This window comes from Candidatus Planktophila dulcis (assembly GCF_002288225.1).
GTDB lineage: Bacteria > Actinomycetota > Actinomycetes > Nanopelagicales > Nanopelagicaceae > Planktophila > Planktophila dulcis.
Genome location: NZ_CP016777.1, coordinates 1,001,360 through 1,027,814, shown reverse-complemented (window position 1 = coordinate 1,027,814; position 26,455 = coordinate 1,001,360). Strand labels below are relative to the sequence as shown.

Sequence of the window (26,455 nt, the reverse complement as noted above, 5' to 3'; positions counted from 1 at the left end):
TTTTACCATTCTCACCCCTAACTACTAGGCTCACCGATACAGAAACACTCAATTTATTCCTTGGAGGAAACCTTGAAGAAGACACTTAAGTTTGTAGCAGTTTTCGCTGCTGCAGCACTTGCATTCGGTGCAGCTCCAGCTGCAACCGCATCAACACCAACAAAGGCATGTCTTGCACTCGATACAGGCGGCGTTGACGACAAGTCATTTAACGCATCAGCATGGTCAGGCGCACAGGCTGCAGCAAAGGCAGATAAGAACGTAACAGTTAAGTATCTTGCGGCTGCGGCAGATGCAGATTACGCACCAAACATTAAGAAGCTTGTAGACGAGAAGTGCAACATCATCATTGGCGTTGGCTTCCTTATTAACAATGCAATCGTTGCAGCTGCTAAGGCAAACCCAACAGTTAACTTTGCAATTGTTGATCAGGATGGCGAAGACCACGGTGCAGACGGTTCCGTCTACCCAGGTACAAAGTTTGCTAACTTGAAGGGAATTCAGTTCTCTACAAATGAATCAGCATTCCAGGCTGGTTATGTAGCAGCTGGTGTTTCAAAGACCGGCAAGGTTGCAACATACGGCGGACTTAATATTCCACCAGTCACAATCTTCATGGATGGCTTTGCTAAGGGTGTAGCTCACTACAACAAGGCAAAGGGCAAGTCAGTCACAGTTCTCGGCTGGGATATAGCTAAGAAGGACGGAACATTCGTCGGTGGCTTCTCAGATTCAGCGAAGGCTCTTCAGATCTCTAAGAACTTCGAGCAGCAGGGTGCAGATGTAATCTTCCCTGTTGCTGGTGGACTTGGTGGAGCAACAGCAGGAAACTCACTTACTTCAAAGAAGTCAGTAGTTATCTGGGTTGATACAGATGGTTACGTTGCAGCTCCACAGTACAAGAAGGTTCTCCTTACATCAGTAGTTAAGGGTGTTGGAACTTCTGTACAGGCTGTCATCAAGGACCAAGCTGATGGAAAGTTCTCTGCAACAGGTTACAACGGTAACCTCAAGAATGCAGGAACATTCCTAGCTCCTTACCATGACCTAATCCGTATGGTTCCAACAAAGCTTCGTACAGAAGTTACAAAGCTTGGTGCAGATATTCGCAACGGAAAGGTCTCAGCTAAGTAATTAGTTGACCAATCAGTTATAAAACTGGGCTAGCACTTCGGTGCTAGCCCAGTTTTATTTTGATTTAACTTTCTAAAGTGAACGAAAACTAGTAGATTTACGCACATGTCACTCGAATTGCGCGGTATCACCAAGCGCTTTGGGTCCCTCACCGCAAACGATGGAATAGATCTTGCAGTAGGTGATGGTGAGATTCACGCAATCCTTGGTGAAAACGGTGCAGGCAAATCAACTCTAATGAATATTGTTTATGGCTTACTTGCCCCTGATGAAGGAACGATTAGTGTTGATGGCAAAGTCGTCTCTATTGATTCTCCATTAGATGCTCTCGCTGCAGGTATTGGAATGGTTCATCAGCACTTCATGCTTATTCCAGTGTTTACTGTTGCAGAAAACATTGTCCTAGGACATGAGAAAACCAAAGGACCTGGACTACTAGATCTTGAGGCTGCGCGGAAAGAGATCTTGCGCGTCTCGGCTGAATACAATTTTGATATCGATCCTGATGCACTCGTTGAGAATCTTCCAGTTGGACTTCAACAGCGGGTTGAAATCATTCGAGCACTGATCTATGACGCAAAGGTCTTAATCCTTGATGAGCCAACTGCAGTTCTCACCCCACAAGAGACTGATGAGCTGCTGCGTAATATGAAAAAGCTCAAAGCAAAGGGAACTTCAATTGTTTTTATCACTCACAAACTACGTGAAGTGAAGGAAGCAGCCGACAAGATCACCATTATCCGCCGTGGAAAAGTTGTAGGAACAGCCTCCCCAAGTGCCTCACAAGAAGAACTGGCATCTCTTATGGTGGGTCGTCCGGTTTCTCTGGATGTCGAAAAGAAAGCACCAAATTTGGGCAAGGTCATGCTTGATGTAAGGAATCTCAATATTTCAGATCACACAGGGCGCTCTCTTGTGAAGAATGTTTCATTCGAGCTCCATACGGGAGAGATACTCGCTGTTGCAGGAGTGCAAGGTAATGGGCAAACTGAATTAGCTGAAGCCATCGTGGGTCTGCAAGAGCATGTTCATGGCTCTATTGCACTTGATGGCATTGATATCACTAAGGCATCCGTGCGTGAAGCCTTGCACTCAGGGATCGCATTTGTGCCTGAATCACGCGAAGAGGATGGACTTATTGGTTCATTTAGTATTGAGGAGAATCTCATCCTTGATCTTCATGACTTGCCTCCTTATGCAAAAGGACCTGTCATCTCCCAGAGCGTTGTTTCACAAGAGGCGCAAAAGCTCGTTGCCGAGTTTGATATTCGTACTCAGTCAGCAAAAGACAGTGCATCATCACTATCGGGTGGAAATAAGCAGAAGGTAGTTCTTGCACGAGAACTATCGCGTCCGGTCAAGCTTGTCGTTGCTTCTCAACCAACACGTGGCCTTGATGTGGGATCTATTGAATTTGTGCATGAGCGCATTATCGCTGAGCGCGATTCTGGTCGAGCAGTACTTCTCTTCAGTACCGAACTCGATGAAGTGTCAGCACTCGCAGATCGAATCGCTGTGATGTATCGCGGAGAATTTATCGCAATTGTTCCCGCAACTACTTCTCGCGAAGATCTAGGTCTATTGATGGCAGGGGTGAAGCCATGAAGTTAAAGAAACTCATTCTTCCTGCACTCTCATTTGGAATGGCGCTCTTTGTGGGTGGCTTACTTGTTGCACTCTCTGATTCCAAGGTATTAGCGCTTAAGGATCAACCTCTATCAATGATTGGTAAAGGATTTTCAACTGCAGCTGGCGCCTATTGGGCGCTCTTTCGCGGATCAATCTTTGATCCGCAACTTGCAGAAGGACATTTCTTCCAAGGTTTCTATCCGCTTTCTGAAACTCTTGTTGCAGCCTCTCCTTTGATCCTTACTGGTTTATCTGTGGCACTGGCCTTCCGCGCAGGGCTCTTTAATATCGGTGCACAAGGTCAATTTATTGCTGGTGCAATAGGAGCAAGCTGGATTGGTTTCACATTCGAACTTCCCATTGTCATCCACACAATTGCAGCAATTGTGGTTGCAATGCTCTTTGCAGGACTCTATGGCGGGTTTGTTGGATTACTCAAAGCTCGAACCGGTGCCCATGAAGTTATTGTGACAATCATGCTCAACTATGTTGCAGGCTACTTCTTGCTCTGGTTGCTCAGTACAACTGCGTTCTTGCGTCCAGGTCGACAAGATCCATTGGCACCTGATGTGCGAGAGAGTGCGCAATTGCCGCATCTATTCGGTCCTGACCTGCGCGCTAATTTAGGTTTCATCATTGCACTAATCGCAGCAGCTGCAATCTGGTGGCTCCTTAGCCGCAGTACGTGGGGATTTAGATTCCGTGCAGTTGGTGCAAACGCAGCAGCATCTCGTACCGCAGGTATCTCTGTCGCTCGCGTGACAACTTCCGTAATGTTTATTGCAGGAGCACTTGCCGGTCTTGGTGGAGCAGTTCAAATTCTTGGATCAGAACCTGCGATGACTTCAGGTGTGGGTGGAAGTTTTGGCTTTGATGCAATCACTGTGGCTCTCCTTGGTCGCGCAACACCCATCGGAACCGTCTTTGCAGCGCTTCTCTTTGGCGCACTACGCGCTGGTGGATTAACGATGCAGGCAAGTACTGAAACGCCACTTGATCTTGTCTTGGTGATCCAGGCGTTGGTAGTTCTCTTTATTGCAGCACCTGCGCTGATTAAATCTCTCTTCCGTCTTAAGAATGTCGATGAGGGCACAACCGTTGCTTCGAAGGGATGGAATGGCTAATGAGTACTGTTGAAGTGCGCGCACTCTCTGCGCCAGAACGTCGCCGCAAGCGCGGAATCATCACGATGGCAAGCCTTGGAGCATTTGCTCTTGCGATCTTTGGTCTGCTTCCAAAGACAGGACAACCTGTCACCTATAGCTTTGTCTTAGGTAATGAATGGGTACTTGCAAAAGAGATTATTGTTAATTCAAAGACCGGCGGACTTCTCTTTGCAGTAATTTCCTTGTTGGCCGTGGGAATTGCAACGCTACAGTTCCGTGCTCGCAAGACAAGCCGCGCAGCGAGTGCTCTCTTTGGCGCCACTTTCCTCATGTCATTTCTCTGCTGGGCAGCTGCAGGTAAGTTCATTCCATTCACAGGGCTTTTGCAAGGTGCGCTCTTCCTCTCCGTTCCATTGATCTTTGGAGCGATGGCAGGTGTTCTCTCAGAGCGCTCTGGTGTTATCAATATCGCCATTGAAGGTCAGTTACTTGCTGGTGCATTTATGTCAGGCGTCATTGCCTCCCTGACACAAAACAAGATTGCTGGACTCATCATCGCCCCATTTGCGGGTATGGCTATCGCTTGGTTACTTGCAGTCTTTGCGATTAAGTATGGAATAGATCAAGTTGTTCTAGGCTTCGTGCTCAATGTTCTTGTCATTGGTCTTACTGGCTTCCTCTATAAGAGATTGCTTATCCCGTATCAATCCACATGGAATTCAGGCGGCACCTTTGCACCTATTGAAATTCCGATACTTTCGAAAATCCCTGTCATTGGACCGACTCTCTTTGCACAGAGCATCATTGTCTATTTGATGTATGTGGCTGTGATTGTTATTCACGTAGCTCTCTTTAAATCTAAGTGGGGCCTTCGTACTCGCTCTGTTGGAGAACATCCAACGGCTGCCGAATCTGTTGGTATTGATGTCAACAAAATTCGTTTCCGCAATGTTCTTATTGCGGGTGCTGTCGCAGGTCTGGGTGGGGCATTCTTCACACTCGGAGCAGTTGGCTCCTTCAGTAAGGAGATGACTGCAGGTAAGGGATTTATTGCACTTGCCGCTCTCATCTTTGGTCGCTGGAGTCCTCTTGGAGCAGTAGCTGCAGCTCTTATCTTCGGCTTTGCCGATAACTTGCAAGGATTGCTCACCATCACAGGCACACCAATTCCATCTGAATTTATGTTGATGGCTCCTTATATTGCAACGATCATCGCTGTATCAGGTTTTGTCGGCAGGGTTCGAGCGCCGGCAGCCGATGGCGTCGCTTATAAACGTGGAGGCGGTTCTCACTAATGGACATCAATTGGGATTTGCTTCGCACAGAAGCACTCGGTGCGATGAAGAAGGCTTATGCCCCCTATTCAAAGTTTCCTGTCGGTGTTGCAGCTCTTGTCGATGATGGTCGCATCATTACAGGGTGCAATGTTGAAAATGCTAGTTATGGGTTAACTCTCTGCGCTGAGTGCGGATTGGTCTCTACTCTGATCGCTTCCGGTGGTGGTCGTCTTGTGGCATTTGCATGTGTTGATATTGCAGGAAATCCTTTGATGCCATGTGGCCGCTGTCGCCAGCTCTTGCAAGAACACGGTGGATCTAAGTTGCAGATGGCTACCAATGAAGGCATTAAGACTCTTGGTGATTTACTCCCATGGGCATTTGGCCCTGAAGAGATGAACGAACGTTTGTCATGATTGAGCCTTTTGCAGCCGTTGAAATTATTGCCGCTAAACGTGATCACAACGAGTTAACAGATCCACAAATCGATTGGATCATCGACGCTTACACGCGGGGTGCTGTTGCAGATGAACAGATGTCAGCACTTCTTATGGCCATTCTTCTAAATGGTATGAACTCTCGCGAGATTTCTCGCTGGACCAATGCGATGATCAATAGCGGCGAACGTATGGATTGGTCGAAGTTAGATCGTAAGACTGCAGATAAGCATTCAACGGGTGGAGTTGGAGACAAGATCACTCTACCTCTTGCACCCCTTGTTGCAGCATGCGGGGGAGCAGTACCTCAACTCTCTGGTCGCGGACTTGGCCACACAGGTGGAACTCTCGACAAACTTGAATCTATTCCTGGATGGCGCGCATCATTAACAAATGATGAGATGTTGAAAGTTCTTCAAGAGACAGGTGCAGTCATTTGTGCTGCAGGTGCTGGGTTAGCTCCTGCAGATAAGAAGCTCTATGCACTACGAGATGTCACAGCAACTGTCGAGGCGATTCCTCTGATTGCATCATCGATTATGAGCAAGAAGATTGCTGAAGGCACTTCGGCACTCGTTCTGGATGTGAAGACTGGAAGTGGAGCATTTATGTCAGATCCTGCAAAGGCATCTGAACTGGCTCGCACAATGGTTCAGCTGGGCAAAGATGCAGGCGTGAAGACTCGCGCATTAGTAACAGCTATGGATGTTCCACTTGGACTTACTGCTGGCAATGCACTTGAAGTCCGTGAATCTGTTGAAGTACTTGCAGGTGGAGGTCCATCTGATGTTGTTGAGTTAACAATTATCCTTGCACGAGAAATGATTGATGCAGCAGGAATTGTCGGTAAAGATCCGGAGACAGCGCTTAAAGATGGAAGTGCGATGGATCATTGGCGTCGCATGATTAGTGCACAAGGTGGAGATCCTGATGCAGCGCTTCCTGTGGCACGTGAGACCCACGTTGTGAAGGCAGGAAATAGCGGAACGATTACAACGATGGATGCGATGAAGGTTGGTGTCAGCGCTTGGCGACTAGGCGCAGGACGCTCTAAGCAGGGCGAGAAGGTCCAAGCTGGTGCTGGAATCGAACTGCATGCAAAGCCTGGGGATTACATCGCAGCTGGCGCACCGCTGATGACCTTGCACACCGATGAAGGTGCCCGCTTCCCTCGCGCTCTGGAAATTCTCGAAGGTGCTGTCACAATAGTTGAAGGTGGAACGGTCAATCGTCTGCCTCTAGTGTTAGAGAGAATTTAAGTAATGAGTGACTTAACAAAGAAGCCAACAGCGGAGCAGGTAAAGCGTTTACCTAAAGCACTTCTGCATGATCACCTTGATGGTGGGCTGCGTCCTCAAACAATTATTGATATTGCCAAGGAAATTGGCCATGAGCTTCCAACCTATGACCCAGCTGAACTTGCTGAATGGTTCCGTAGCTCATGTGATTCAGGTTCACTCGTTCTCTATCTTGAAACTTTTGCCCACACTGTTGCTGTGATGCAACGTAAGCAGGACATCGTGCGCGTAGCTCGTGAATGCGCAGTTGATTTAGCGCGTGATGGCGTTGTCTATGCCGAAGTACGTATGGCACCTGAACTCATTACAGAAAAGGGTTTAACGCTCTCACAAGCTATTGAAGCAATTCTTGAAGGATTCCGTGAGGGAGAAGCTGAAGCAAAGACTGAAGGAAGTGTTATCCGTGTGATGACTCTGCTTTGTGGAATGCGCCAGAATGAACTTTCGCAGGAAGTAGCAGAACTTGCAGTGAAGTATCGCGATCAAGGTGTTGTGGGATTTGATATCGCTGGCCCTGAAGACGGATTCCCACCTAGTGATCAGCTCGATACCTTTGAGTTCCTGCGTCGTGAAAATGCACACTTCACCATCCATGCTGGTGAGGCATATGGACTCCCTTCTATCTGGGAAGCAATTCAATTATGTGGTGCTGAGCGCTTAGGCCACGGAGTTCGCATCACTGACGATATCGATTTCAATCACACGCCACCGCGCCTTGGTCGGCTTGCTGCATATGTTCGCGATCGCCGCGTTCCTCTTGAGATGTGTCCATCATCAAATATTCAGACAGGTGTTGCAGATTCATTTGCTCACCACCCGCTTGCGCGCCTTGCAAAGCTTCGCTTCCGAGTCACAATCAATACTGATAATCGCCTGATGTCAGCAACGTCTATGACTCGCGAAATGACGGAGATGGTCAATCAATGCGATTGGACCTTCCAGGACTTACAGCGTGTGACCATTAATGCACTCAAGAGCTCATTTATTCCATTTGAAGAGCGACTTGCCATTATTGAAAGCGTTGTGAAGCCTGCCTACCTAAAGATTTCTGGAGAGTAAGAGCTTAAACTCCTACTGAATGCCAGACAGTTTTAGATTCCATAAATGCAAGAATGCGCGCAGGAGTCTTGCCTGATCCAAATGAGTGAATCCGCTTGAGGTTCTCAGCGCCAGCTTCTTTGAGTCCACCATGCTTCTTCTTCTGTATTCCAGAGATATCAAAGCCATCAATATCCATGTGAGATGCAGCCCATGGAGCAAGTTCATCAAGTGAGCCAGTGAGAATATTGATGACACCAGCAGGAAGGTCACTTGTGGCAAGAACTTCAGCAAATGACATTGCAGGAACTGCCAAGCCACCTGGAACAAGCACAACAGAGGTATTTCCTGAAACTACTGCTGCAGCAATCGCATCGATAAATTCAAGGAAGCTATCTGAGGATGCGATTGCAACCACACCTTGAGGTTCAGAGATAGAGAAGTTAAAGTATGGACCCGAGACCGGGTTCGTTGCACCGCTGACAGCTTGAAGTTTGTCGCTCCAACCCGCATACCAAACCCATCGATCGATTGCTTCAGCAACTAGCACCTTCGCTTTTGTGGGAGTTACCTGAGAGGTGAGAGCAATCTCTACTTCGAATTGATCTGCTCGTCCTTCAAGCATCTCTGCAATGCGATAGAGAATCTGGCCGCGGTTATAGGCAGTTGCTTTTGACCATCCAGATTGCGCTGCGCGAGCTGCGGTGACTGCATCACGCAGATCCTTACGGGATGCAAGTGCTGGATTTGCAATGAAGTCACCATTTTTTGCAGTGACTTCGAAGACGCGACCAGATTCACTGCGGGGGAATGCACCATTGATAAATAGCTTGTATGTCTTCTTCACTTCTACGCGAGACTCTTTTTTAGTAGCCATTTACTTCGCCCCCGTTTCTTTACCATTTTTCAAATATGCAGCTAAGCCATGCTTGCCACCTTCGCGGCCCCAGCCAGATTCTTTATAACCACCGAAGGGAGATGCTGGATCAAACTTATTAAAGGTATTGGCCCAGATAACTCCGGCCTTGAGGTGTTGGCTTGCCCAGAAAATACGTGAGCCTTTCTCACTCCAGATTCCTGCCGATAATCCAAAGGGAGTGTTATTTGCCTTATCCATCGCCTCTTGTGGAGTTCTAAAGGTTAAGACTGAAAGGACGGGACCAAAAATCTCTTCTTGAGCAATGCGATTGGCTTGTGTGACACCAGTAAAAATAGTGGGAGCAAACCAGAAACCCTTATTGGAGAGATTGCACTGTGGGCTCCATCTTTCAGCGCCTTCAGCATCTCCAATGGCAGAGAGCTCCTTGATTTTAATGAGCTGCTCTTTGGAGTTGATTGCACCGAGATCTGTGTTCTTATCAAGGGGATCGCCCACACGAATCTTTGCCATTCGCACTTTGAGCTTTTCAATAATCTCTTCAGCAATACTTTCCTGCACAATCAGACGTGAGCCTGCGCAGCAGACATGGCCTTGATTGAAGAAGATTCCGTTAACTATGCCTTCTACTGTTTCATCGACAGGCGCATCATCAAAGACAATATTTGCACCTTTGCCACCAAGCTCAAGAGTTGCCTTCTTATCAGTGGAAGCTATTGCGCGAGCAATCTTCTTACCAACCTCAGTCGAGCCTGTGAATGCAATCTTGTGGATTCCTGGGTGATTAACAATTGCACTACCCGTAGAACCATCGCCTGTAACAATGTTTACAACACCATCTGGAAGTTCTGCTTGCTGGCAGACTTCAGCGAAGAGAAGTGCGGTAAGAGATGTGGTTTCAGCTGGCTTAAGAACTACCGTGTTACCTGTTGCAAGTGCAGGTGCAACTTTCCATGCAAGCATAAGTAGCGGGAAATTCCACGGGATGATCTGTCCTGCAACACCATATGCCTTAGGGGAGTGGCCAAGGCCGGCATAATCTAATTTATCTGCCCACCCTGCGTGATAGAAAAAGTGTGCTGCAACGAGTGGAATATCGATATCGCGAGTTTCGCGAATTGGCTTTCCATTATCAAGAGTTTCAAGAACTGCGAACTCACGTGCTCGCTCTTGAAGAATGCGTGCAATGCGATAGAGGTACTTCCCTCGCTCTTTGCCAGATAACTTTGACCATGTCTTTGTATATGCCTTCTGCGCAGCCATCACAGCTTTATCAACATCAGATGCTCCACCTAATGCGATATGGCTCAGGATCTCTTCAGTTGCAGGATTGATGGTGGGAAAATGCTTCTTTCCAGCGACAAAGGAGCCATTGATGAAGTGGCCATACTTAGGCTTGATAGAGACGATTGATCTAGATTCAGGCGCTGGTGCGTATTCGAAAGTCATTCTGGCCTCTTCTAATCAATCGTGACGTAGTTAGGGCTAGCGTAGTAGCCATCTGACATTTTCATACGTTGCATCAGCAAGTCATTGAGAAGAGCGCTGGCACCGATACGGAAGAGCTCGGGTGTCAACCATTCGGGACCAGCCGTTTCATTGACCAGAACAAGTTGCTTGATTGCATCCTTTGTAGTGCGGATACCACCTGCAGGCTTCACACCAATTCTGCGTTGAGTGATCGAGTAGAAGTCGCGGACTGCTTCTAACATCACGAGGACTACGGGAGGCGTTGCGGCTGGGGCAACTTTGCCGGTTGAAGTCTTGATGAAATCAGCGCCTGCAAGCATTGCAAGATAAGAAGCTTTGCGAACGTTGTCATAGGTGACTAGCTCGCCTGTCTCAAAGATAACTTTGAGGTGGGCTTTATCTCCACAGACTTCTCTGATTTTCACAATTTCATCGAAAACTAATCCGTATTTGCCAGCAAGGAATGCTCCACGATCGATCACCATATCGATCTCGGCAGCACCTGCATCAATTGCATCCTGCGTATCTTGAATCTTTACTTCCATGGATGCACGCCCAGATGGGAATGCAGTGGAAACTGCAGCAACTGGAACGTGTTTTCCACCGATTGCATCAAGATGTGTGCGAGCAACTGCGACCATATCGTTATAGACACAGATAGCACCAACGCTTGGAACGGTTGGATCTGTGGGATCTGGTCGCACAGCCTTAGAACAGAGCGCTCGGACTTTGCCTGGTGTGTCTGCACCTTCTAAAGTCGTGAGGTCAACCATGGATATTGCAGTTTCGATAGCCCACTTCTTACTCGAAGTCTTAATGCTTCGAGTTGCAAGCATCGCAGCTCGTGCCTCTGCGCCAACTTGATCAACGCCAGAGAGTTGATCAAGGAAGTGGATAAGAGATTTCTCTGATCCATCAACTAGACCGTAGAAACTCATGAAAGTAATTCTTTCAGAGGCTGGCGAATCTCGTCGAGCAATTTCTGTGATTCATCTGACGTCGCAGTGACAACCTCTATGTAGCACTTCATCTTCGCCTCAGTGCCTGATGGACGCACAATGATGCGGATGCCTCCTGCTAACCAGATGCGAAGACCGTCTGTTGGAGGAAGGCCATCGCTGGGTGCTGCCAAGTCATCAATAGATTCGACTGCGCGGCCTGCAATTTCACGTGGAGGGTTAGCGCGCAGGCCTGTCAGTACATTCGTAATCGCAGACATATCTGTTACTCGGATTGAAATCTGTTCAGTGCCATGGAAACCATGTCGCTCCCACACCTGATTAAGCAAATCAGAGATTGTTAAACCATCACGCTTGAGATCCATGGCGATTTGAGCCAAGAAGACTGCTGCAGATATTCCATCTTTATCGTTGACGTTATCAGAGTCAACGGCATAACCAATTGCTTCCTCATATCCGAAGGCGAGATCTTCAATCTTTGCAATCCACTTAAATCCTGTGAGTACTTCTTGGAAATCTATACCGTAATGACTGCTAATTTTTCGAAGAGCGGAAGATGACACGATGGAGTTAGCAAAGCTTCCCTTAGGCTTTGAACGAGCAATCCATTCACCAAAAACAATGCCGAGTTCATCACCGCGTAGCATGCGCCAGCCAACCAGAGGGTCCTTGAATGCAGCAGCACAGCGATCTGCATCGGGATCATTTGCAATAACAAGGTCTGCACCAAAATCACGAGCTTTCTTCAGAGCTAAATCAATTGCTCCTGGTTCTTCAGGGTTGGGAAATGCAACGGTAGGAAAATCTGGATCAGGAGTGCATTGCTCATCTACAAGAATCAGAGTGGCAAATCCTGCATGGTTAAAGACTCGTTGGACTGTCTCTGTTCCCACGCCATGCATAGCGGTATAAACAATCTTGAGATCACCAGGGCGTGGAGCAAGAGCTGAGGTTCGCTTTACATACTCAGTGATAACTTCTTCGCTTAACTCTGTCCATTTACTCCCACGAGGAAGTGACTTTAGCGATGTGACTGCATCAATATCTGTTGCAATGAAACTATCAGTTGGACTAATAATTTGTGATGAAGCGTAGTTAATTCCATCAGCAACGGGTCCCACATAAACTTTATAACCATTATCTTGCGGTGGATTATGGCTAGCAGTCACCATGATTCCGATATCGCATCCAAGATGTGCTGTTGCAAAGGCAAGTACAGGGGTGGGTAGCGGGCGCGGAAGTACGTAGACATCCATTCCAGCACCACTCATGATTTCAGCTGTTTCAATGGTGTAATCCTCTGATCCATAACGAGCATCACGTCCGATAACTACCTTCGTCATTCCACGCTTTTTCATATAGGAAGCAATGCCTGCTGCGGTGCGACCGACAACTGCGCGGTTCATGCAGGAGGGTCCAGGACCTATAGGACCACGAAGGCCAGCAGTTCCGAATTGAAGAAAACCATTGAAGTACTTACCTAATGTGCTCTCATCTTCTACATCCAGCAGCGATTGAAGCTGCGCAGCTGTCTTGGGATCTGGATCGTCAGCAATCCACGCCTGAACTTCAGCGCGCAGAGTGGGATTCATAAATGAAGTTTAATCGCGTTAGACGAGTTTAGGAATAGTGTTCTTGAGGAGCGTTCCCATGCGATCTGCTGCAGCTTTTCCAGCAGCAATTACTTCTTCATGGTTTAACTTCTCGCCGGTAACACCAGCAGCAGCATTGGTAACGAGTGAGATACCTAAAACTTCTGCACCGAGTGCATGTGCTGCAATTGCTTCAGGAACTGTAGACATTCCAACAAGGTCAGCACCCATGGTGCGCATCATCAAGATTTCAGCAGGTGTTTCATATGTAGGTCCACGCCAGTGCACATAGACACCTTCAGAGAGTGAAGAATCTTCCTTCTTTACAATCTCACGAATGCGCTTGTTATAGAGATCGGTGAGATCGATAAATGTTGCACCAGATAGTGGAGATGCGGCGGTAAGAGAGATGTGATCGCGAATGATGACTGGCTGGCCTACCTTGTAAGAAGTATTGATACCGCCACATGCATTGGTAAGGATGACAACTTTGCAGCCTGCCTTTACCGCTGTACGGACTCCGTGCACAACAGGCTCCATACCTTTGCCCTCATACAAGTGTGTGCGACCAAGAAATACAAGTGCGCGGATAGTCTTTCCATTTTCAACGATCTCATAAGAGCGAACTTTTCCTGAATGACCTTCAACTGCTGGTGCAAAAAAACCAGTGATTTCATGTGCATCACACTCGTATGCAGGAGCACCCAGTGCATCAGCTGCCGTTACCCAACCAGAACCCATCACGAGGGCGACATCGTGGGAAGTGACACCTGTGCGTTCTGCGATTTCTGCCGCTGCCTTAGTGGCTGCAGCAAGTGGATCAGAGTAGAGAAGTTCGGTTGAGGTCATGCCTCAATAATGTCACAGAGAACTGTTCCGCTGGCCACGGTCTCACCGATAACAGCTTTTAGGTTCTTAATCACACCTGACTTATGAGCATTGAGAGGTTGCTCCATCTTCATCGCTTCAAGAACAATGATGAGATCTCCTGCTTCAACGCTCTGGCCTTCCTCAACCGCAATCTTTACGACAGTACCCTGCATCGGACTTGAGAGTCCTGTACCCGATGACCCACCACCTGATGATTGCTTGGCACGATGGCGCTTGACTACAGGTTCTGGTGCATGAACAAGGATTTCAAAACGCTTTCCGTTGACTTCAGCGACTAGCTTTTCAGCAGCAACGTGAGTCTGGATCTCTGCAGCACTTGATTCAAAGGCAGGAATATCGTTCTTAAATTCATTTTCGATATAGCTTGTGTAGATCTTGAAATCTTCTGTATATGCAGGATCTTCAACAATGGCGCGGTGGAATGGAATAGCTGTTGCAAGTCCGCCCACTTCAAATTCAGCCAAAGCACGACGAGCACGTTGAATTGCCTCTTTGCGCGTTGCACCAGTGACAATCAACTTTGCAAGTAGTGAATCGAAATTTCCACCAATAACATCACCATTACGGAAACCCGCATCAACTCGGACACCAGGACCTGTTGGGATATTCCAAGCAGTAATGCGACCTGGAGCTGGCAAGAATGATCGTCCAGGATCTTCACCATTGATCCGGAACTCAATGGAGTGCCCACGAATAACCGGATCATCAAAACCGAGACTTTCGCCCATTGCAATGCGGAATTGTTCGCGCACTAGATCTATTCCTGTTACCTCTTCAGAGACGGGGTGCTCAACCTGTAGACGGGTATTTACTTCAAGGAATGAGATAGTTCCATCAAGTCCAACAAGGAATTCGCATGTGCCGGCGCCGATGTAACCGGCTTCCTTCATGATTGCTTTACTAGAGCGATAAAGCTCCTCGTTCTGCGCATCAGTAAGAAATGGTGCAGGTGCTTCTTCTACAAGTTTCTGATGGCGACGTTGCAATGAGCAATCACGAGTTGAAACAACCACTGCATGGCCATGTTTATCAACGAGAACTTGAGTCTCAACGTGGCGAGGTTTGTCGAGATAGCGCTCAACAAAGCACTCACCGCGCCCAAAGCCTGCAATAGCTTCACGAACTGCAGATGCATAGAGCTCAGGAATTTCTTCCATAGTGCGCGCAACTTTAAGTCCGCGGCCTCCGCCACCAAATGCAGCCTTGATAGCAATAGGAAGTCCATGTTCCTTTGCAAAGGCGGTAACTTCTTCATGGCCAGTAACAGGATCTTTCGTGCCTGCAACAAGTGGCGCACCCGCCTTAGCTGCAATGCGACGAGCCGAGACTTTATCTCCGAGTGCGCTAATTGCTTCAGGTGGGGGACCGATCCAGATCAGTCCAGCATCGAGAACTGCTTGAGCAAAATGTGCATTCTCTGAAAGAAATCCATATCCAGGGTGCACAGCATCAGCACCAGACTCTTTTGCAAGAGCAATAATTTTAGGGATGTTGAGGTAAGTATCTTTAGCAACTGTGCCCTTGAGTGAATAAGCAAAATCTGCACTTTGTGCATGCAGTGCATCGCGATCTTCTTCAGAGTACATCGCTACAGATTCAAGTCCGTGGTCTTTACAAGCACGTATAACGCGAAGAGCAATCTCTCCTCGGTTTGCTATCAATACACGTTTCATGACATCTCCTTGACTTGAGGCCAAGAATAACCAAGTTGCTTCATGGCGCTACGAAGAAATGGCATCGATATACCTACAACATTGGTGTAATCGCCCTCAATCACGGGAATAAATGGACTTCCGAAGCCATCGAGAGTAAATCCTCCGGCGACATGCAAAGGCTCTTCAGATGCCACGTAATCAGCAATCTCTTCTTCTGTCATATCTGTAAAGGTGACTTTTGTAGTCACGCGATCAGCAATCTCTATTCCTTGCTCTGTATCAATAATGCAATGACCTGTGTGGAGAAGGCCTGTTCGACCACTGATCTTCTGCGCGCGCTCGATTGCAATCTCAGGTGTTCCTGGCTTACCGAAGGAGACTCCATCGACATCAAATGTGGAATCACACCCGATGATAATTGCTGGGTAATCAAGCATCTCGCGAACAGTGTGAGCCTTCGATATTGCAAGAGCAATGACCATATCTGTAGGAGGCATGGCATTGAAGAAATCAGTCTCTTCATCAACATTGCTGACGATGATCGTTGGCTTAAGCCCTGCATCTTCAAGCAGGCGACGTCGAGAGGTTGATTGTGATGCTAAGACAATACGAGGCATTTAGCGGTGCTTTCGTGCGCTGAAGGTAAGTTGATGTGGCAGAGGCTGGCGGAGTTGAGGAAGTGCAAAGACACTTCGCTTAATGACAGGTTTGATGTCGACTGCTTTGTGGTGCGCCAATACCGCTTGGAGCGCAAGGAGTTCTTCAGGCGTTGGATTGCCTGCTGTAACAGTGAATTTCATTCTTATAAAGGAATATTTCCGTGCTTACGAGCTGGCAAGGTATCGCGCTTAGTCTTTAACGTGCGAAAAGCCTTGGTGATGTATTGACGTGAATCTTCAGGCTCAATGACGCTATCGATGGTTCCACGCTCTGCGGCCAAGTATGGATTTGAGAACTTTTCGGTGTATTCAGTAATTAACTCTGCACGCTTTGCATCTGGATCTTTAGCTTCCGCTAAATCCTTACGATAGAGAATGTTGACCGCGCCTTGTGCACCCATGACGGCAATTTCAGCACTAGGCCACGCAAAGTTGATATCGCTACCAAGGTATTTAGAACCCATCACGATAAATGCTCCACCGTATGCCTTACGAGTAATAAGTGTTACAAGAGGCACTGATGCTTCAGCGTATGCGTAGAGAAGCTTTGCGCCGCGGCGAATGATGCCGTTCCACTCTTGCTCTGTTCCAGGCATAAATCCAGGCACATCGACGAGAGTAAGAATTGGAATATTAAAGGCATCGCAGAAACGCAAGAAGCGCGCTGCTTTTTCAGATGAGTTGATATCCAGTGTTCCAGCAAGTTGTGATGGCTGGTTAGCAATGATTCCGATGGATTGACCTTCGATACGCGCGAATCCAACAACAATATTCGGTGCATAGAGCGCATGTACCTCTAGGAATTCACCTTCATCAACAAGGGCCTGGATCAGGGATTTCATGTCATAAGGCTGGTTAGGACTATCAGGGATCAATGTGTTGAGGGCAGTATCGGATGCGCTCTTATCGAGAGTCTCAGTAGGAGGAAGAACCGGAGATCCATCCATATTATTTGATGGAAGATATGACAAGAGTGCTTTCACGTAGTCGATGGCATCAGCTTCAGAATCTGCCATGTAATGAGCATTTCCGGATTTGGTGCTGTGAGTGAATGCTCCACCGAGCTCTTCCATATCAACATCTTCACCCGTAACAGTCTTGATCACATCAGGACCAGTAATAAACATGTTTGAAGTCTCCTTCACCATAACGGTGAAGTCAGTCAGCGCTGGGGAATATGCAGATCCACCTGCGCATGGACCGAGGATGAGTGAAATCTGAGGAATGACACCTGATGAACGAGTGTTAAGGCGGAAGATTCTTCCGTAACCATTAAGTGAGGCAACGCCTTCTTGGATTCGAGCTCCACCTGAATCGTTAATTCCAATCAGTGGAATTCCTGACTTCAGCGCAAACTCAGCAATCTTTACAATCTTTTCTGCGTGTACTTCACCGAGTGATCCACCAAAGACTGTGAAGTCTTGTGAATAGAGTGCAATTGGTCGCCCATCTACTGTTGCAGTTCCGATGATTACTCCATCGCCATAGGGGCGGTTCTTCTCCATGCCAAAGTTCTGTGCGCGGTGGCGAGCAAACTCATCGATTTCTGTAAATGAATCAGGATCCACAAGCATCTCGATACGTTCGCGAGCGGTGCCCTTGCCCTTTGCATGCTGCTTCTCTTCTGCTCGGGCAGAACCAGCGTTGACAGCTTCATCAATTCTTTCGCGGAGGTCTTCGATTTTTCCCGCGGTAGTGTGCAGATCAGGGCTCATGAACATAAGGTACTAGTCGTGAGCACAGTTGCGCCAAGACCACCGCTTGATAGTTCGGTGATCTCAGAAAATATCTCGCGGTACTGGCGAGTAAGCGTGGTTGAAGTCACGGGTTCCACACAAGACGATATTGCTCAATTGGCCGCAGAAGAAAAAGCGCAGCATGGCGAAGTGATTGCAACGGAATATCAAAGTGCAGGACGTGGTCGACTCGATAGAAAATTTGATGCAGCTTCTTCATCTGCTCTCATGTTCTCTCTCTATGTAAAACCACAACGTGATAAATCTGATTGGTCATTTCTCACATTACTCACAGGACTGAGTGCGATCTTCGCACTCACAAAACTTAATCCAGGATTTACTCCGACTCTTAAATGGCCGAATGACATTGTGATCGGTGATGGCAAAGTTGGCGGAATCATTGCCCAAGTAAGTGGAGATGGAGTCATAATTGGAGTTGGAGTTAATGTTGGAATGACACAGGAAGAACTTCCTGTTGCGCATGCGACATCACTTGCACTCCATCAATTTCCAATTCTTGATCGCAATTTGATACTTGCCTCATTTCTAACCACCTTTGAAGAACTCTTTGAAAGGTGGCAATGCGGTGAAGATCTGCGCCATCTCTACTGCGAACGCTCATCAACCATGGGTCAGCAAGTTCGAATTGAACATCCTGATGGAAGCTATAAGACGGGCAAGGCCGTTGATGTCACGCTTACTGGCGAACTCATTCTGGAAGATGGTTCTCGAGTAACAGTGGGGGACATCGTTCATCTACGATAGCTTCCGTGAACGAAAGATTCCCCCGTGTTGGCGTTATAGGTGCAGGACAATTGGCACGGATGATGGTTGCGCCAGCTACCGCACTTGGAATTGATCTTCTTCTCTTTGCACAAAGCGCCGAAGATTCTGGTGCCCAGATCACCCATCACGTTGTTGGTGATTACACAGACTTGGAAGCTCTCAAGAAATTTGCAGTCTCATGCGATGTCATTACATTCGAACACGAGCTTGTGCCGCTATCGGTCATCAAAGGTCTTGAAGCAACGGGTGTAAAGGTTTATCCACCATCATCAGCATTTATCTATTCACAAGACAAGGCGCAGATGCGCGAGAAGCTCAGTTCATTCCCATCTCCAACCTGGAAAGTTGTTACATCAACTGCAGATATTGATCGCTATCCACTTATTGCAAAGGCAATTTCAGGTGGATATGACGGACGCGGAGTCTGGAAGATTAACTCCCAAGACGAGCTGGGCGAGGTGCTTAAGACAACGCCACAATTACTGATTGAAGAACTCATCTCATTTGATACCGAGATTGCTGTGATGGTCGCACGTTCACCTCATGGACAAGCAACATCATGGACGCCAACAGAGACTGTTCAAGAGGATGGAATCTGCACGATGACAATCTCTCCTGCCCAGAGTATTTCTGCCGAGCTAGCTGAAAAGGCGCAGAAGATTGCACTCGATATTGCACAAGAAGTTGGAGTTATTGGCGTTATGGCTGTGGAGATGTTTGTAAAAGGTGAACATCTTTATATCAATGAGCTGGCAATGCGCCCACATAACTCTGGCCATTGGACTATTGATGGCTCTGTGACAAGTCAGTTCGAACAACACTTGCGAGCAATTCTTGATCTCCCGCTTGGCGATCCTTCGATGACCGCCGACTTTGCAGTCATGGGAAATATCCTGGGTGGCGATAAGACGGATATGTATCGCCCATACCTGCATCTCATGGCGCGCAATCCAGACCTCAAATTTCATCACTACAAGAAGGAAGTTCGCGCTGGGCGCAAGATTGGCCATGTCACCGCAGTTGGTTCAGACCTCCTACAATTAACCACTGATGTGCAGCATGCACGTGACTACATGAGCGGAGTAATCGATGAGTGATCGTAAAGATGTCGCAATCATCATGGGCTCTGACTCTGATTGGCCAGTCATGGAGGAAGCTGCAAAGGCACTTGATTCATTTGGCATTAGCTATAGCGCTGATGTTGTCTCTGCTCATCGCATGCCAGAAGAGATGGTTGAGTTTGCAAAGAGCGCTGCACCAAAGGGTTACAGAGTAATCATTGCTGGCGCAGGGGGAGCAGCGCACCTTCCGGGGATGGTTGCAGCACTCACAACACTTCCTGTTATCGGAGTTCCCGTATCTCTTAAGAACTTGGACGGAATGGATTCACTTCTCTCCATCGTTCAAATGCCTGGTGGAATCCCAGTAGCAACTGTGGGAATTGATAATGCAAAAAATGCTGGAATTCTTGCGGCACGAATCATTGGATCATCAGATGCATCTGTATCAAAGAAGATTGAGGCTCAACTGTCTGAACTGACAGATGAGGCAAAAGCAAAAGGCGCTCAATTGAGCGCCCGTCGCAATACTAAAACTGGTTTCTAGTCAGTTCTTCCCAGTGCATGTACGCGCCAGCCAGCTGCGCGCCATTTATTGCGATCTAACATATTGCGACCGTCAATAAGGAATTTTGACTTTACTAGTTGACCAATGACTGAAGGATCGAGCTCGCGATATTCCTTCCATTCAGTAAGGTGCAAGATTGCATCTGCACCTTTAACTGCATCAACGACCTTCTCCTGGTAATCAAGATTAGGAAAGCGCTTGCGTGCAGGTTCGATGCCCTTAGGATCATGAACAACAACTTGTGCACCTGCTTCTTGAAGTTGTGCAGCGATATCAAGTGCCGGAGAGTCACGCACATCGTCACTGTCGGGCTTAAATGTTGCACCGAGAACAGCAATCTTGTATTGAGTAAGGTCATGAGATAAATCTGCACGCACTACATCGATAACACGCTGACGTGCACGAATGTTGATTGCATCAATTTCACGTAAGAATTCGAGAGCTTGATCTGCACCCAGTTCTTGAGCACGCGCCATAAATGCACGAATATCTTTAGGTAGGCAGCCTCCACCAAAACCAATACCTGCCTGCAAGAAGCGGCTTCCAATACGTGGGTCATAGCCAATTGCCTTAGCAAGGACAGTGACATCTCCTCCTGCTGCTTCACACACTTCAGCCATGGCATTGATAAATGAAATCTTTGTGGCAAGAAATGAGTTTGCAGCGACCTTGACGAGTTCAGCTGTTGGTAGATCTGCACGAATCCACGGAGTGCCAAGATCAATGATTGGCTTATAAACCTCTTTAAGAATCTCTTCAGCGCGATCATTGGCAACGCCAACAACCAAACGATTTGGAGTCAAAGTATCTTCAACAGCGAAACCTTCACGAAGGAACTCAGGGTTCCATGCAAGATCTGCTTGAGGAGCAGTCGTAGAAAGCTGATCGCGTAGCAATTGGGCCGTTCCAACTGGAACTGTGGACTTTCCCACAACGAGTGAACCTTCTTTAAGAAATGGTGCAATCGCTGCGACAGAAGACTTTACATAGGTTAGATCTGCAGCAAGCCCATCCTTACTCTGCGGTGTACCCACGCAGATGAAGTGAACATCAGCATCAGCAACAGCTGAGAAATCAGTTGTGAATGAGAGTCGACCGGTCTTCATCTCTGCAGCAAGCAGTGTGTCTAGCCCTGGCTCGTAGAAAGGGAGCTCGCCGTTAGACAGGAGATCAACCTTGCTCTGATCGGTATCGATACCAATTACTTCGAAACCGAGAGAGGACATACATGCCGCATGTGTTGCACCGAGGTAGCCGCAACCAATTACTGAAAGCTTCAGAGTCATAAGTGGCAGTCTATTGCAGAGCTATTTGAATTCCGAAAATTTGAGGCTATTTCGAGGGTGCACATGGATTATCAGCCGCTGTTTTACTCTTAAATTTGTCGATGATCACAGCATTTGTGGTTGCTTTAGCTGTTGGCTTGATCGTCTCAACGAGCACTTCATCGCCCCGGATACGAGTCCATAAATCATTTGAAAGCTCTTCATCCCAAATCACTACAGATCCAACTCCTGGATAGCTTCCGTTGGGATCTGAAAGTGGCACAGTCAATGTGCGGACACTGCTTGATGAGAGATTACGCATCTGCTTTGCAAGTGTAAGCAGGTCATTCTTATTCACGGATGAATCCATCTTCACTGTTGAAATGGTTGCGTTATAGAACCGAGTGAGTTTGATTGGGTTGAGTAGCACTCCGCTACTTGTTGCCTTGCGAAGCACTGCGCCCACAAATTGTTGTTGACGTTCCATGCGACCAATATCTCCGCGACCATCGAAATCACGTGTTCGAACATATTTGAGAGCTTCAATGCCATCGAGTACATGCGTGCCTGCAGCCATCACAAGGTGGCTCTTTGGGTCGTTGATGGCAACCTTAGAACAGACCTCAATGCCACCCAGTGCATCGACAACTCCCGTAAAGCCAGCAAAGCTGACTTCAACATAGTGATCAATCTTGAGGTTCGTTTTATCTTCAATAGTTTGAATCAATAGAGGTGCGCCACCAAATGCAAAGGCCGCATTGATTTTTCCAGGACGAGCCGGGATATCTCTTGTCCCATCTTGGCTTCGGTGAGCAGGGATTGTTACCAACGTGTCACGTGGAATTGAGACGATAAATGCAGCATCACGCGCTTTTGAAATATGAACAAGCAACATTGTGTCAGAACGCCCACCTGCTGCTACCGCCGTACTTCCTACACGCAGCGCTTTAATCTGCGCTTTAGTAAGTCCTTCACGGGTGTCAGAACCAACGACGAGGTAATTGAGGGCGCGCGAGGTTTTCTCCGGACGATCTTTGAGTGAACCGAAGACATCAATGCGTGAAATTTGCCCACTTACCTGACCCAATCCGAGCCATGAAAGGGATGCAATCAGGACAACACCCACAGAGAGTGATGTAATAATTCGAATTGCACGAGATGATTTCACATCCGTAGGGTACTTGGACGATAGCGTGGAGGGGTTATGGCGACACAGACTCCTGAGTTATTTGGCTCACCACACCCATCCATCAGCGTCATTCTTCCTGTTTTAAATGAAGAGGCACATCTCGAAGATGCAGTGCACTCAATTCTTTCTCAGGATTATCAGGGAAAGATTGAAGTAATTCTTGCAGTTGGACCTTCACATGATCGCACCTTAGAAATTGCTCAATCCATCTCACGCCGAGATTCACGAGTTGTCTTAGTTGATAATCCCAGTGGTCGCACAGCCGCAGGCCTGAATCTTGCGCTCAACAAATCTCAGAGTCCGGTAGTTGTTCGTGTGGATGGACATGCGCAAATTCCAAATGACTATCTCAGACTTATTGTTGAAATTCTGAATAAAACTGGGGCGGTCAACGTCGGTGGAGTCATGGCAGCTGTTGGCACCACACCGTTTGAGCGAGCAGTTGCAGGTGCAATGCGCAGCCCACTTGGAGTAGGCGCATCACGCTTTCACACAGGTGGAGAAGCTGGAGTTGTAGATACTGTCTATCTCGGTGCATTTAGACGAGAAGCACTCGTTGCTATCGGTGGATTCGATGAACGATTTACTCGTGCACAAGATTGGGAACTTAATTTTCGACTGCGTGAAAAAGGAGGCATCGTGTATTTCGATCCTCGCCTTCATGTGACATATCGACCGCGATCAACGGTGAGAGCACTTGCGAAACAATATTTTGAATATGGGCGTTGGCGCCGCGTTGTCTCTCGTCGACATAGCGGGACAATTAATTATCGCTACCTTGCTCCACCTTTTGCACTTGTTGGTTTCTCACTTTCCGTGATTGCAGGATTCTTTCTACCGATTCTCTTTATTCCAGCATGGATTTATCTTCTCTTTGTCCTTGCAGCATCGGTCAGAATTGCATCCTCCATTCGAGAATATTTCCTACTCCTGGCAGTGATTCCGACCATGCACTTCGCATGGGGAGCAGGATTTATCTCATCACCAAAGACTCTCGTCCCTTCATCTGAATAACGAGGTGGCTACTGCGGTAGCCTTTCGCACGTGGAGAAACCAGTAGTTGTTTACGAGCCATTCCGCGCGGGATTACCTCCCATGCGCGAGTACATGCGCTCACTCTGGAGCCGGCGCACCTTTATCGCCGAGTTTTCCCGCTCTGAACTTCGTGAGCAGAATTACGGTTCTATCTTCGGTCAGCTCTGGTTAGTTCTTAACCCTCTACTGCTCTCTGGCGTCTATTTCCTTTTGATCTATGTAATCGGAGGAAGTAGCGATGCAATTCGATTTGGCCACCTGACTGCCAGCCTCTTTCTCTTCTATCTCATTGCAAATAGCTTGACTGGGGGAGTGAAGGCAATTACTTCGGGTCAGCGTTTGATTCTCAACACTTCATTTCCTCGCATCATGCTGCCAATTTCTGCAACAGTCATTGCCCTCTTTAAATTTATTCCAACTCTCTTTGTTTTCGTCATCATCCATGCAGTAATCGGACTCCCATATTCATGGCAGATGTTGTGGGCGATACCAATTCTTCTGATTGCGCTCATCATGGCGCTGGGTATGGCTATTTTGATTTCATGCATCAATGTCTACTTCCGTGATATTTCAAGCATGCTTCCATACCTGACTCGAAGCCTTCTCTACTTATCACCGATTCTCTATGAGGCATCCAGTGTTTCTGATCGAATAAGAACTCTTGAGATTGCAAACCCAATCTTCTATTTACTTGATGCTTGGTCACGAGTTATCGTGCATGCCGAGGCACCCTCAATGAATGGCCTCTTACATGCAACCGCCTGGGCTCTCTTTATCTTCTTAACAGGAACTTATTTCTTCCTATCGAGGGAGCGTGATTTCGCTGTCCGACTATAACCACGAACATTCTCCCCACAGCATCGCTGTCTCGGTGAAAGATCTCGGCCTTACCTACACAACATCTATTGATAAGAAGCCAACTCTGAAAGCTCGTTTAAAAACTCTTGGACGAGGGAAAAAGCACACACGCATTGTCCGCGCACTTAATGATGTTTCAATCGATGTTCATTACGGAACAGTGCTTGGCATTATTGGTTCAAATGGTGCTGGTAAGTCCTCACTTATGCGTGTGATTTCAGGAATTGTTCCACCCACACAAGGCCGCGTGGAAGTGTTTGGAAGTGTCAGCACACTCCTTGCCTTAGGTGTTGGCTTTAATCCTTCAATGACTGGCCGCGATAATGTTTATTTAGGTGGGCTCGCCGCAGGTATGTCTCGTGAGGAAATTGATGCAAGCTTTGATTCCATTGCAGAGTTCTCTGAACTTGGAGAATCAATTGATGCACCAATGCGCACCTATTCATCAGGTATGTATGCGCGTCTAGCTTTTTCTGTAGCTGCTGTGGTTGAACCCGATATTTTGATTATCGATGAGGCGCTCAGCACGGGAGATGCGAAGTTTAAGGAGAAGAGCCTTAATCGCATTAAAGAGTTACGTACTGCAGATCGTGCACTCATCCTTGTTAGCCATGCGCTGGCAACTATTGAAGATATTTGTAATGAAGTGATCTGGCTTAATAAGGGCAAACTCATGATGCGAGGTAATCCATCGGATGTTATTGCCGCCTATCGTGAATTCGTAGATGCAAGAAAGAGCGCGTCATCTGATGAGGATGTATAAAGCCCTTCTTTTCTCACTTCTAACTTTTTCTCTCATTCCTACAGCTCAGGCAGAAACGCCGCAATCCTTTTCATTTACTGGTGCGGGCTATGGCCATGGTGTTGGCATGAGCCAGATGGGTGCACGAGCTCATGCACTAGCTGGCGAGAGTGCAACTACCATTCTTAATTTCTACTACAAAGATGTTGTGATTGCTCCAGCAGTTGATACACACACTGTGAGAGTCAATATTGGTCATCTGCTCCGCTCAGTCTCATTTGTCTCGGCAACACCAGATTCACTCATTCAAATCTATGCAGGTGAAGTAGTAGGTCCTACAGATATCGCACCCCTAGCAACTTTTTCTACACGGCAGAAAGCATCCTTCAGGCTCGATGCCAGTGGCGTTATCACTGGGCCAGTATCTGGAAAGAGCTTCACTATTCGATGGACTGGGCCCAATTCGGTCATCACTTTTTCTCAACCGGGCAGTGCTGTGAAGTATCGCTACGGGCAGATGCAGATGAAGGTAGTAAAAGGCGCAATCGAAGTAACTAACTCTCTGAGCATTCATGATGAATATTTATGGGGTATCAGTGAGATGTCATCTGCATGGCCAACAGCAGCACTTGAAGCGCAAGTGATTGCATCTCGCTCCTATGCTTTATCAAAGGTCAGTGTTCTCAAGCCATCGTGTGATTGCCACGTGTATTCACATATCGCAGATCAAAACTTTGTAGGATATTCAAAAGAGGCTGAGCCAAAGATTGGTGCGTTGTGGAAGGCCGCGGTTACTCGTACCAATATTGACTCATCAACTAGTTTGGTAATTCTTGCTAACGGCAAGCCCATACAGGCTTACTACTCATCATCATCTGGTGGCGCTACACAGACAACTCTTGATGCATGGGGACAGGCAACCTCCTATACCCAATCTGTGGCAGATCCAGCTGGCCTTGATCCCAAACTTAATCCTCGATTTGCCTCATGGAAGGCAAGTTCAACACAACATTTAGTTGCAGCAGCATTTCTACTTCCTGATGTTATTTCTCTGGAGATAATCTCACGCAATAGCGCAGGAGCAGTTACCTATATCAAAGGAACAAGCAGTAACGGATCCACAAAGTTACTGCGAGGAGATACCTTCAGAAGCCGTGCGAAGATTCCTTCGCCATATTTTCAGCTAGCGCAATAGA

General features: G+C 47.5%; 25 protein-coding genes. 14 read left to right on the top strand and 11 right to left on the bottom strand.

What is annotated here, in order from left to right; all coding sequences use genetic code 11:
• Positions 1 to 72: 72 nt before the first annotated feature.
• The 7 genes from A1sIIA65_RS05240 to A1sIIA65_RS05210 all read left to right on the top strand — a co-directional run bounded on the left by A1sIIA65_RS05240 (position 73) and on the right by A1sIIA65_RS05210 (position 7,940).
• A complete protein-coding gene (locus tag A1sIIA65_RS05240) occupies positions 73 to 1,134 on the top strand; it encodes a BMP family lipoprotein (protein ID WP_095676507.1) in 1,062 nt (353 codons plus the stop codon).
• A gap of 105 nt (positions 1,135 to 1,239) precedes the next feature.
• On the top strand, positions 1,240 to 2,739 hold the full coding sequence (locus A1sIIA65_RS05235; RefSeq protein ID WP_095676506.1) for an ABC transporter ATP-binding protein: 1,500 nt from the start codon (positions 1,240 to 1,242) through the stop codon (positions 2,737 to 2,739).
• Positions 2,736 to 3,887 carry an ABC transporter permease gene (locus A1sIIA65_RS05230; protein WP_095676505.1) on the top strand — a complete coding sequence of 384 codons (1,152 nt, stop codon included), beginning with the start codon at positions 2,736 to 2,738 and terminating at the stop codon, positions 3,885 to 3,887. The genes A1sIIA65_RS05235 and A1sIIA65_RS05230 overlap by 4 nt, the downstream gene beginning before the upstream one ends.
• Positions 3,887 to 5,164: an ABC transporter permease gene (locus A1sIIA65_RS05225; protein WP_223298515.1), complete on the top strand. Its 1,278-nt coding sequence runs from the start codon at positions 3,887 to 3,889 to the stop codon at positions 5,162 to 5,164. Before A1sIIA65_RS05230 ends, A1sIIA65_RS05225 begins: the two co-directional genes overlap by 1 nt.
• A complete protein-coding gene (locus A1sIIA65_RS05220; protein ID WP_095676503.1) occupies positions 5,164 to 5,562 on the top strand; it encodes a cytidine deaminase in 399 nt (132 codons plus the stop codon). Before A1sIIA65_RS05225 ends, A1sIIA65_RS05220 begins: the two co-directional genes overlap by 1 nt.
• Positions 5,559 to 6,842: a thymidine phosphorylase gene (locus A1sIIA65_RS05215; protein WP_095676502.1), complete on the top strand. Its 1,284-nt coding sequence runs from the start codon at positions 5,559 to 5,561 to the stop codon at positions 6,840 to 6,842. Before A1sIIA65_RS05220 ends, A1sIIA65_RS05215 begins: the two co-directional genes overlap by 4 nt.
• Before the next feature lie 3 nt (positions 6,843 to 6,845).
• Positions 6,846 to 7,940 carry an adenosine deaminase gene (locus A1sIIA65_RS05210; RefSeq protein ID WP_095676501.1) on the top strand — a complete coding sequence of 365 codons (1,095 nt, stop codon included), beginning with the start codon at positions 6,846 to 6,848 and terminating at the stop codon, positions 7,938 to 7,940.
• Positions 7,941 to 7,944: 4 nt separating this feature from the next.
• Here the strand turns inward: A1sIIA65_RS05210 and A1sIIA65_RS05205 are convergent, their stop codons facing one another.
• The 9 genes from A1sIIA65_RS05205 to A1sIIA65_RS05165 are packed head-to-tail and all read right to left on the bottom strand — an operon-like array spanning position 7,945 to position 17,743.
• The gene (locus A1sIIA65_RS05205) at positions 7,945 to 8,796 is read right to left on the bottom strand and encodes an aldehyde dehydrogenase family protein (RefSeq protein WP_095676500.1); all 852 of its coding nucleotides are present in this window, start codon (positions 8,794 to 8,796) and stop codon (positions 7,945 to 7,947) included.
• Complete coding sequence (locus tag A1sIIA65_RS05200; RefSeq protein ID WP_095676499.1) at positions 8,797 to 10,245, bottom strand: aldehyde dehydrogenase family protein; 1,449 nt, start codon at positions 10,243 to 10,245, stop codon at positions 8,797 to 8,799.
• Between the two features lie 11 nt (positions 10,246 to 10,256).
• Positions 10,257 to 11,204, bottom strand: coding sequence for a deoxyribose-phosphate aldolase (gene deoC / locus A1sIIA65_RS05195; RefSeq protein ID WP_095676498.1), 948 nt, complete (start codon positions 11,202 to 11,204; stop codon positions 10,257 to 10,259).
• Complete coding sequence (locus A1sIIA65_RS05190; protein ID WP_095676497.1) at positions 11,201 to 12,817, bottom strand: phospho-sugar mutase; 1,617 nt, start codon at positions 12,815 to 12,817, stop codon at positions 11,201 to 11,203. The genes deoC and A1sIIA65_RS05190 overlap by 4 nt, the downstream gene beginning before the upstream one ends.
• 18 nt (positions 12,818 to 12,835) lie before the next feature.
• Positions 12,836 to 13,666, bottom strand: coding sequence for a purine-nucleoside phosphorylase (locus tag A1sIIA65_RS05185; protein WP_095676496.1), 831 nt, complete (start codon positions 13,664 to 13,666; stop codon positions 12,836 to 12,838).
• Entirely contained in the window at positions 13,663 to 15,381 is a 1,719-nt protein-coding gene (locus A1sIIA65_RS05180; RefSeq protein WP_095676495.1) for an acetyl/propionyl/methylcrotonyl-CoA carboxylase subunit alpha, read from the bottom strand. Before A1sIIA65_RS05180 ends, A1sIIA65_RS05185 begins: the two co-directional genes overlap by 4 nt.
• The gene (locus A1sIIA65_RS05175) at positions 15,378 to 15,980 is read right to left on the bottom strand and encodes a Maf family protein (RefSeq protein ID WP_095676494.1); all 603 of its coding nucleotides are present in this window, start codon (positions 15,978 to 15,980) and stop codon (positions 15,378 to 15,380) included. Before A1sIIA65_RS05175 ends, A1sIIA65_RS05180 begins: the two co-directional genes overlap by 4 nt.
• Positions 15,981 to 16,163, bottom strand: coding sequence for an acyl-CoA carboxylase subunit epsilon (locus A1sIIA65_RS05170; RefSeq protein WP_095676493.1), 183 nt, complete (start codon positions 16,161 to 16,163; stop codon positions 15,981 to 15,983).
• 2 nt (positions 16,164 to 16,165) lie between these two features.
• Complete coding sequence (locus tag A1sIIA65_RS05165; RefSeq protein WP_095676492.1) at positions 16,166 to 17,743, bottom strand: acyl-CoA carboxylase subunit beta; 1,578 nt, start codon at positions 17,741 to 17,743, stop codon at positions 16,166 to 16,168.
• A 90-nt stretch (positions 17,744 to 17,833) separates the two neighbouring features.
• Between A1sIIA65_RS05165 and A1sIIA65_RS05160 the strand changes: the two genes are divergently transcribed.
• The 3 genes from A1sIIA65_RS05160 to purE are packed head-to-tail and all read left to right on the top strand — an operon-like array spanning position 17,834 to position 20,149.
• Positions 17,834 to 18,523 carry a biotin--[acetyl-CoA-carboxylase] ligase gene (locus A1sIIA65_RS05160; RefSeq protein WP_190277105.1) on the top strand — a complete coding sequence of 230 codons (690 nt, stop codon included), beginning with the start codon at positions 17,834 to 17,836 and terminating at the stop codon, positions 18,521 to 18,523.
• A gap of 5 nt (positions 18,524 to 18,528) precedes the next feature.
• Positions 18,529 to 19,641, top strand: a complete 1,113-nt coding sequence (locus tag A1sIIA65_RS05155) for a 5-(carboxyamino)imidazole ribonucleotide synthase (protein WP_095676491.1) — start codon at positions 18,529 to 18,531, stop codon at positions 19,639 to 19,641.
• A complete protein-coding gene (gene purE / locus A1sIIA65_RS05150) occupies positions 19,634 to 20,149 on the top strand; it encodes a 5-(carboxyamino)imidazole ribonucleotide mutase (protein WP_095676490.1) in 516 nt (171 codons plus the stop codon). Before A1sIIA65_RS05155 ends, purE begins: the two co-directional genes overlap by 8 nt.
• Here the strand turns inward: purE and A1sIIA65_RS05145 are convergent.
• The gene (locus tag A1sIIA65_RS05145) at positions 20,146 to 21,456 is read right to left on the bottom strand and encodes a UDP-glucose dehydrogenase family protein (protein ID WP_095676489.1); all 1,311 of its coding nucleotides are present in this window, start codon (positions 21,454 to 21,456) and stop codon (positions 20,146 to 20,148) included. The genes purE and A1sIIA65_RS05145 overlap by 4 nt on opposite strands.
• Positions 21,457 to 21,502: 46 nt before the next feature.
• Positions 21,503 to 22,603, bottom strand: a complete 1,101-nt coding sequence (locus A1sIIA65_RS05140; RefSeq protein WP_095676488.1) for an LCP family protein — start codon at positions 22,601 to 22,603, stop codon at positions 21,503 to 21,505.
• Between the two features lie 36 nt (positions 22,604 to 22,639).
• Between A1sIIA65_RS05140 and A1sIIA65_RS05135 the strand changes: the two genes are divergently transcribed.
• From A1sIIA65_RS05135 to A1sIIA65_RS05120, 4 genes are read left to right on the top strand one after another with little or no spacing between them, the layout of a single operon-like run.
• The gene (locus A1sIIA65_RS05135; protein WP_095676487.1) at positions 22,640 to 23,638 is read left to right on the top strand and encodes a glycosyltransferase family 2 protein; all 999 of its coding nucleotides are present in this window, start codon (positions 22,640 to 22,642) and stop codon (positions 23,636 to 23,638) included.
• 30 nt (positions 23,639 to 23,668) lie between these two features.
• Positions 23,669 to 24,496 carry an ABC transporter permease gene (locus A1sIIA65_RS05130; protein ID WP_125932729.1) on the top strand — a complete coding sequence of 276 codons (828 nt, stop codon included), beginning with the start codon at positions 23,669 to 23,671 and terminating at the stop codon, positions 24,494 to 24,496.
• Positions 24,474 to 25,280 carry an ABC transporter ATP-binding protein gene (locus A1sIIA65_RS05125; protein WP_223298031.1) on the top strand — a complete coding sequence of 269 codons (807 nt, stop codon included), beginning with the start codon at positions 24,474 to 24,476 and terminating at the stop codon, positions 25,278 to 25,280. The genes A1sIIA65_RS05130 and A1sIIA65_RS05125 overlap by 23 nt, the downstream gene beginning before the upstream one ends.
• On the top strand, positions 25,273 to 26,454 hold the full coding sequence (locus tag A1sIIA65_RS05120) for a SpoIID/LytB domain-containing protein (protein ID WP_095676485.1): 1,182 nt from the start codon (positions 25,273 to 25,275) through the stop codon (positions 26,452 to 26,454). The genes A1sIIA65_RS05125 and A1sIIA65_RS05120 overlap by 8 nt, the downstream gene beginning before the upstream one ends.
• Position 26,455: the final 1 nt, after the last annotated feature.

Bases quoted from the DNA above. Each gene is read 5' to 3' on its own strand.
- A1sIIA65_RS05135 (WP_095676487.1), top strand. From the start codon at position 22,640: ATGGCGACACAGACTCCTGAGTTATTTGGCTCACCACACCCATCCATC.
- A1sIIA65_RS05120 (WP_095676485.1), top strand. From the start codon at position 25,273: ATGTATAAAGCCCTTCTTTTCTCACTTCTAACTTTTTCTCTCATTCCT.
- A1sIIA65_RS05205 (WP_095676500.1), bottom strand. From the start codon at position 8,796: ATGGCTACTAAAAAAGAGTCTCGCGTAGAAGTGAAGAAGACATACAAG.
- A1sIIA65_RS05190 (WP_095676497.1), bottom strand. From the start codon at position 12,817: ATGAATCCCACTCTGCGCGCTGAAGTTCAGGCGTGGATTGCTGACGAT.
- A1sIIA65_RS05165 (WP_095676492.1), bottom strand. From the start codon at position 17,743: ATGTTCATGAGCCCTGATCTGCACACTACCGCGGGAAAAATCGAAGAC.
- A1sIIA65_RS05170 (WP_095676493.1), bottom strand. From the start codon at position 16,163: ATGAAATTCACTGTTACAGCAGGCAATCCAACGCCTGAAGAACTCCTT.
- A1sIIA65_RS05185 (WP_095676496.1), bottom strand. From the start codon at position 13,666: ATGACCTCAACCGAACTTCTCTACTCTGATCCACTTGCTGCAGCCACT.
- A1sIIA65_RS05215 (WP_095676502.1), top strand. From the start codon at position 5,559: ATGATTGAGCCTTTTGCAGCCGTTGAAATTATTGCCGCTAAACGTGAT.
- A1sIIA65_RS05180 (WP_095676495.1), bottom strand. From the start codon at position 15,381: ATGAAACGTGTATTGATAGCAAACCGAGGAGAGATTGCTCTTCGCGTT.
- A1sIIA65_RS05220 (WP_095676503.1), top strand. From the start codon at position 5,164: ATGGACATCAATTGGGATTTGCTTCGCACAGAAGCACTCGGTGCGATG.
- A1sIIA65_RS05145 (WP_095676489.1), bottom strand. From the start codon at position 21,456: ATGACTCTGAAGCTTTCAGTAATTGGTTGCGGCTACCTCGGTGCAACA.
- A1sIIA65_RS05230 (WP_095676505.1), top strand. From the start codon at position 2,736: ATGAAGTTAAAGAAACTCATTCTTCCTGCACTCTCATTTGGAATGGCG.
- purE (WP_095676490.1), top strand. From the start codon at position 19,634: ATGAGTGATCGTAAAGATGTCGCAATCATCATGGGCTCTGACTCTGAT.
- A1sIIA65_RS05210 (WP_095676501.1), top strand. From the start codon at position 6,846: ATGAGTGACTTAACAAAGAAGCCAACAGCGGAGCAGGTAAAGCGTTTA.
- A1sIIA65_RS05175 (WP_095676494.1), bottom strand. From the start codon at position 15,980: ATGCCTCGTATTGTCTTAGCATCACAATCAACCTCTCGACGTCGCCTG.
- A1sIIA65_RS05225 (WP_223298515.1), top strand. From the start codon at position 3,887: ATGAGTACTGTTGAAGTGCGCGCACTCTCTGCGCCAGAACGTCGCCGC.
- A1sIIA65_RS05200 (WP_095676499.1), bottom strand. From the start codon at position 10,245: ATGACTTTCGAATACGCACCAGCGCCTGAATCTAGATCAATCGTCTCT.
- A1sIIA65_RS05235 (WP_095676506.1), top strand. From the start codon at position 1,240: ATGTCACTCGAATTGCGCGGTATCACCAAGCGCTTTGGGTCCCTCACC.
- deoC (WP_095676498.1), bottom strand. From the start codon at position 11,204: ATGAGTTTCTACGGTCTAGTTGATGGATCAGAGAAATCTCTTATCCAC.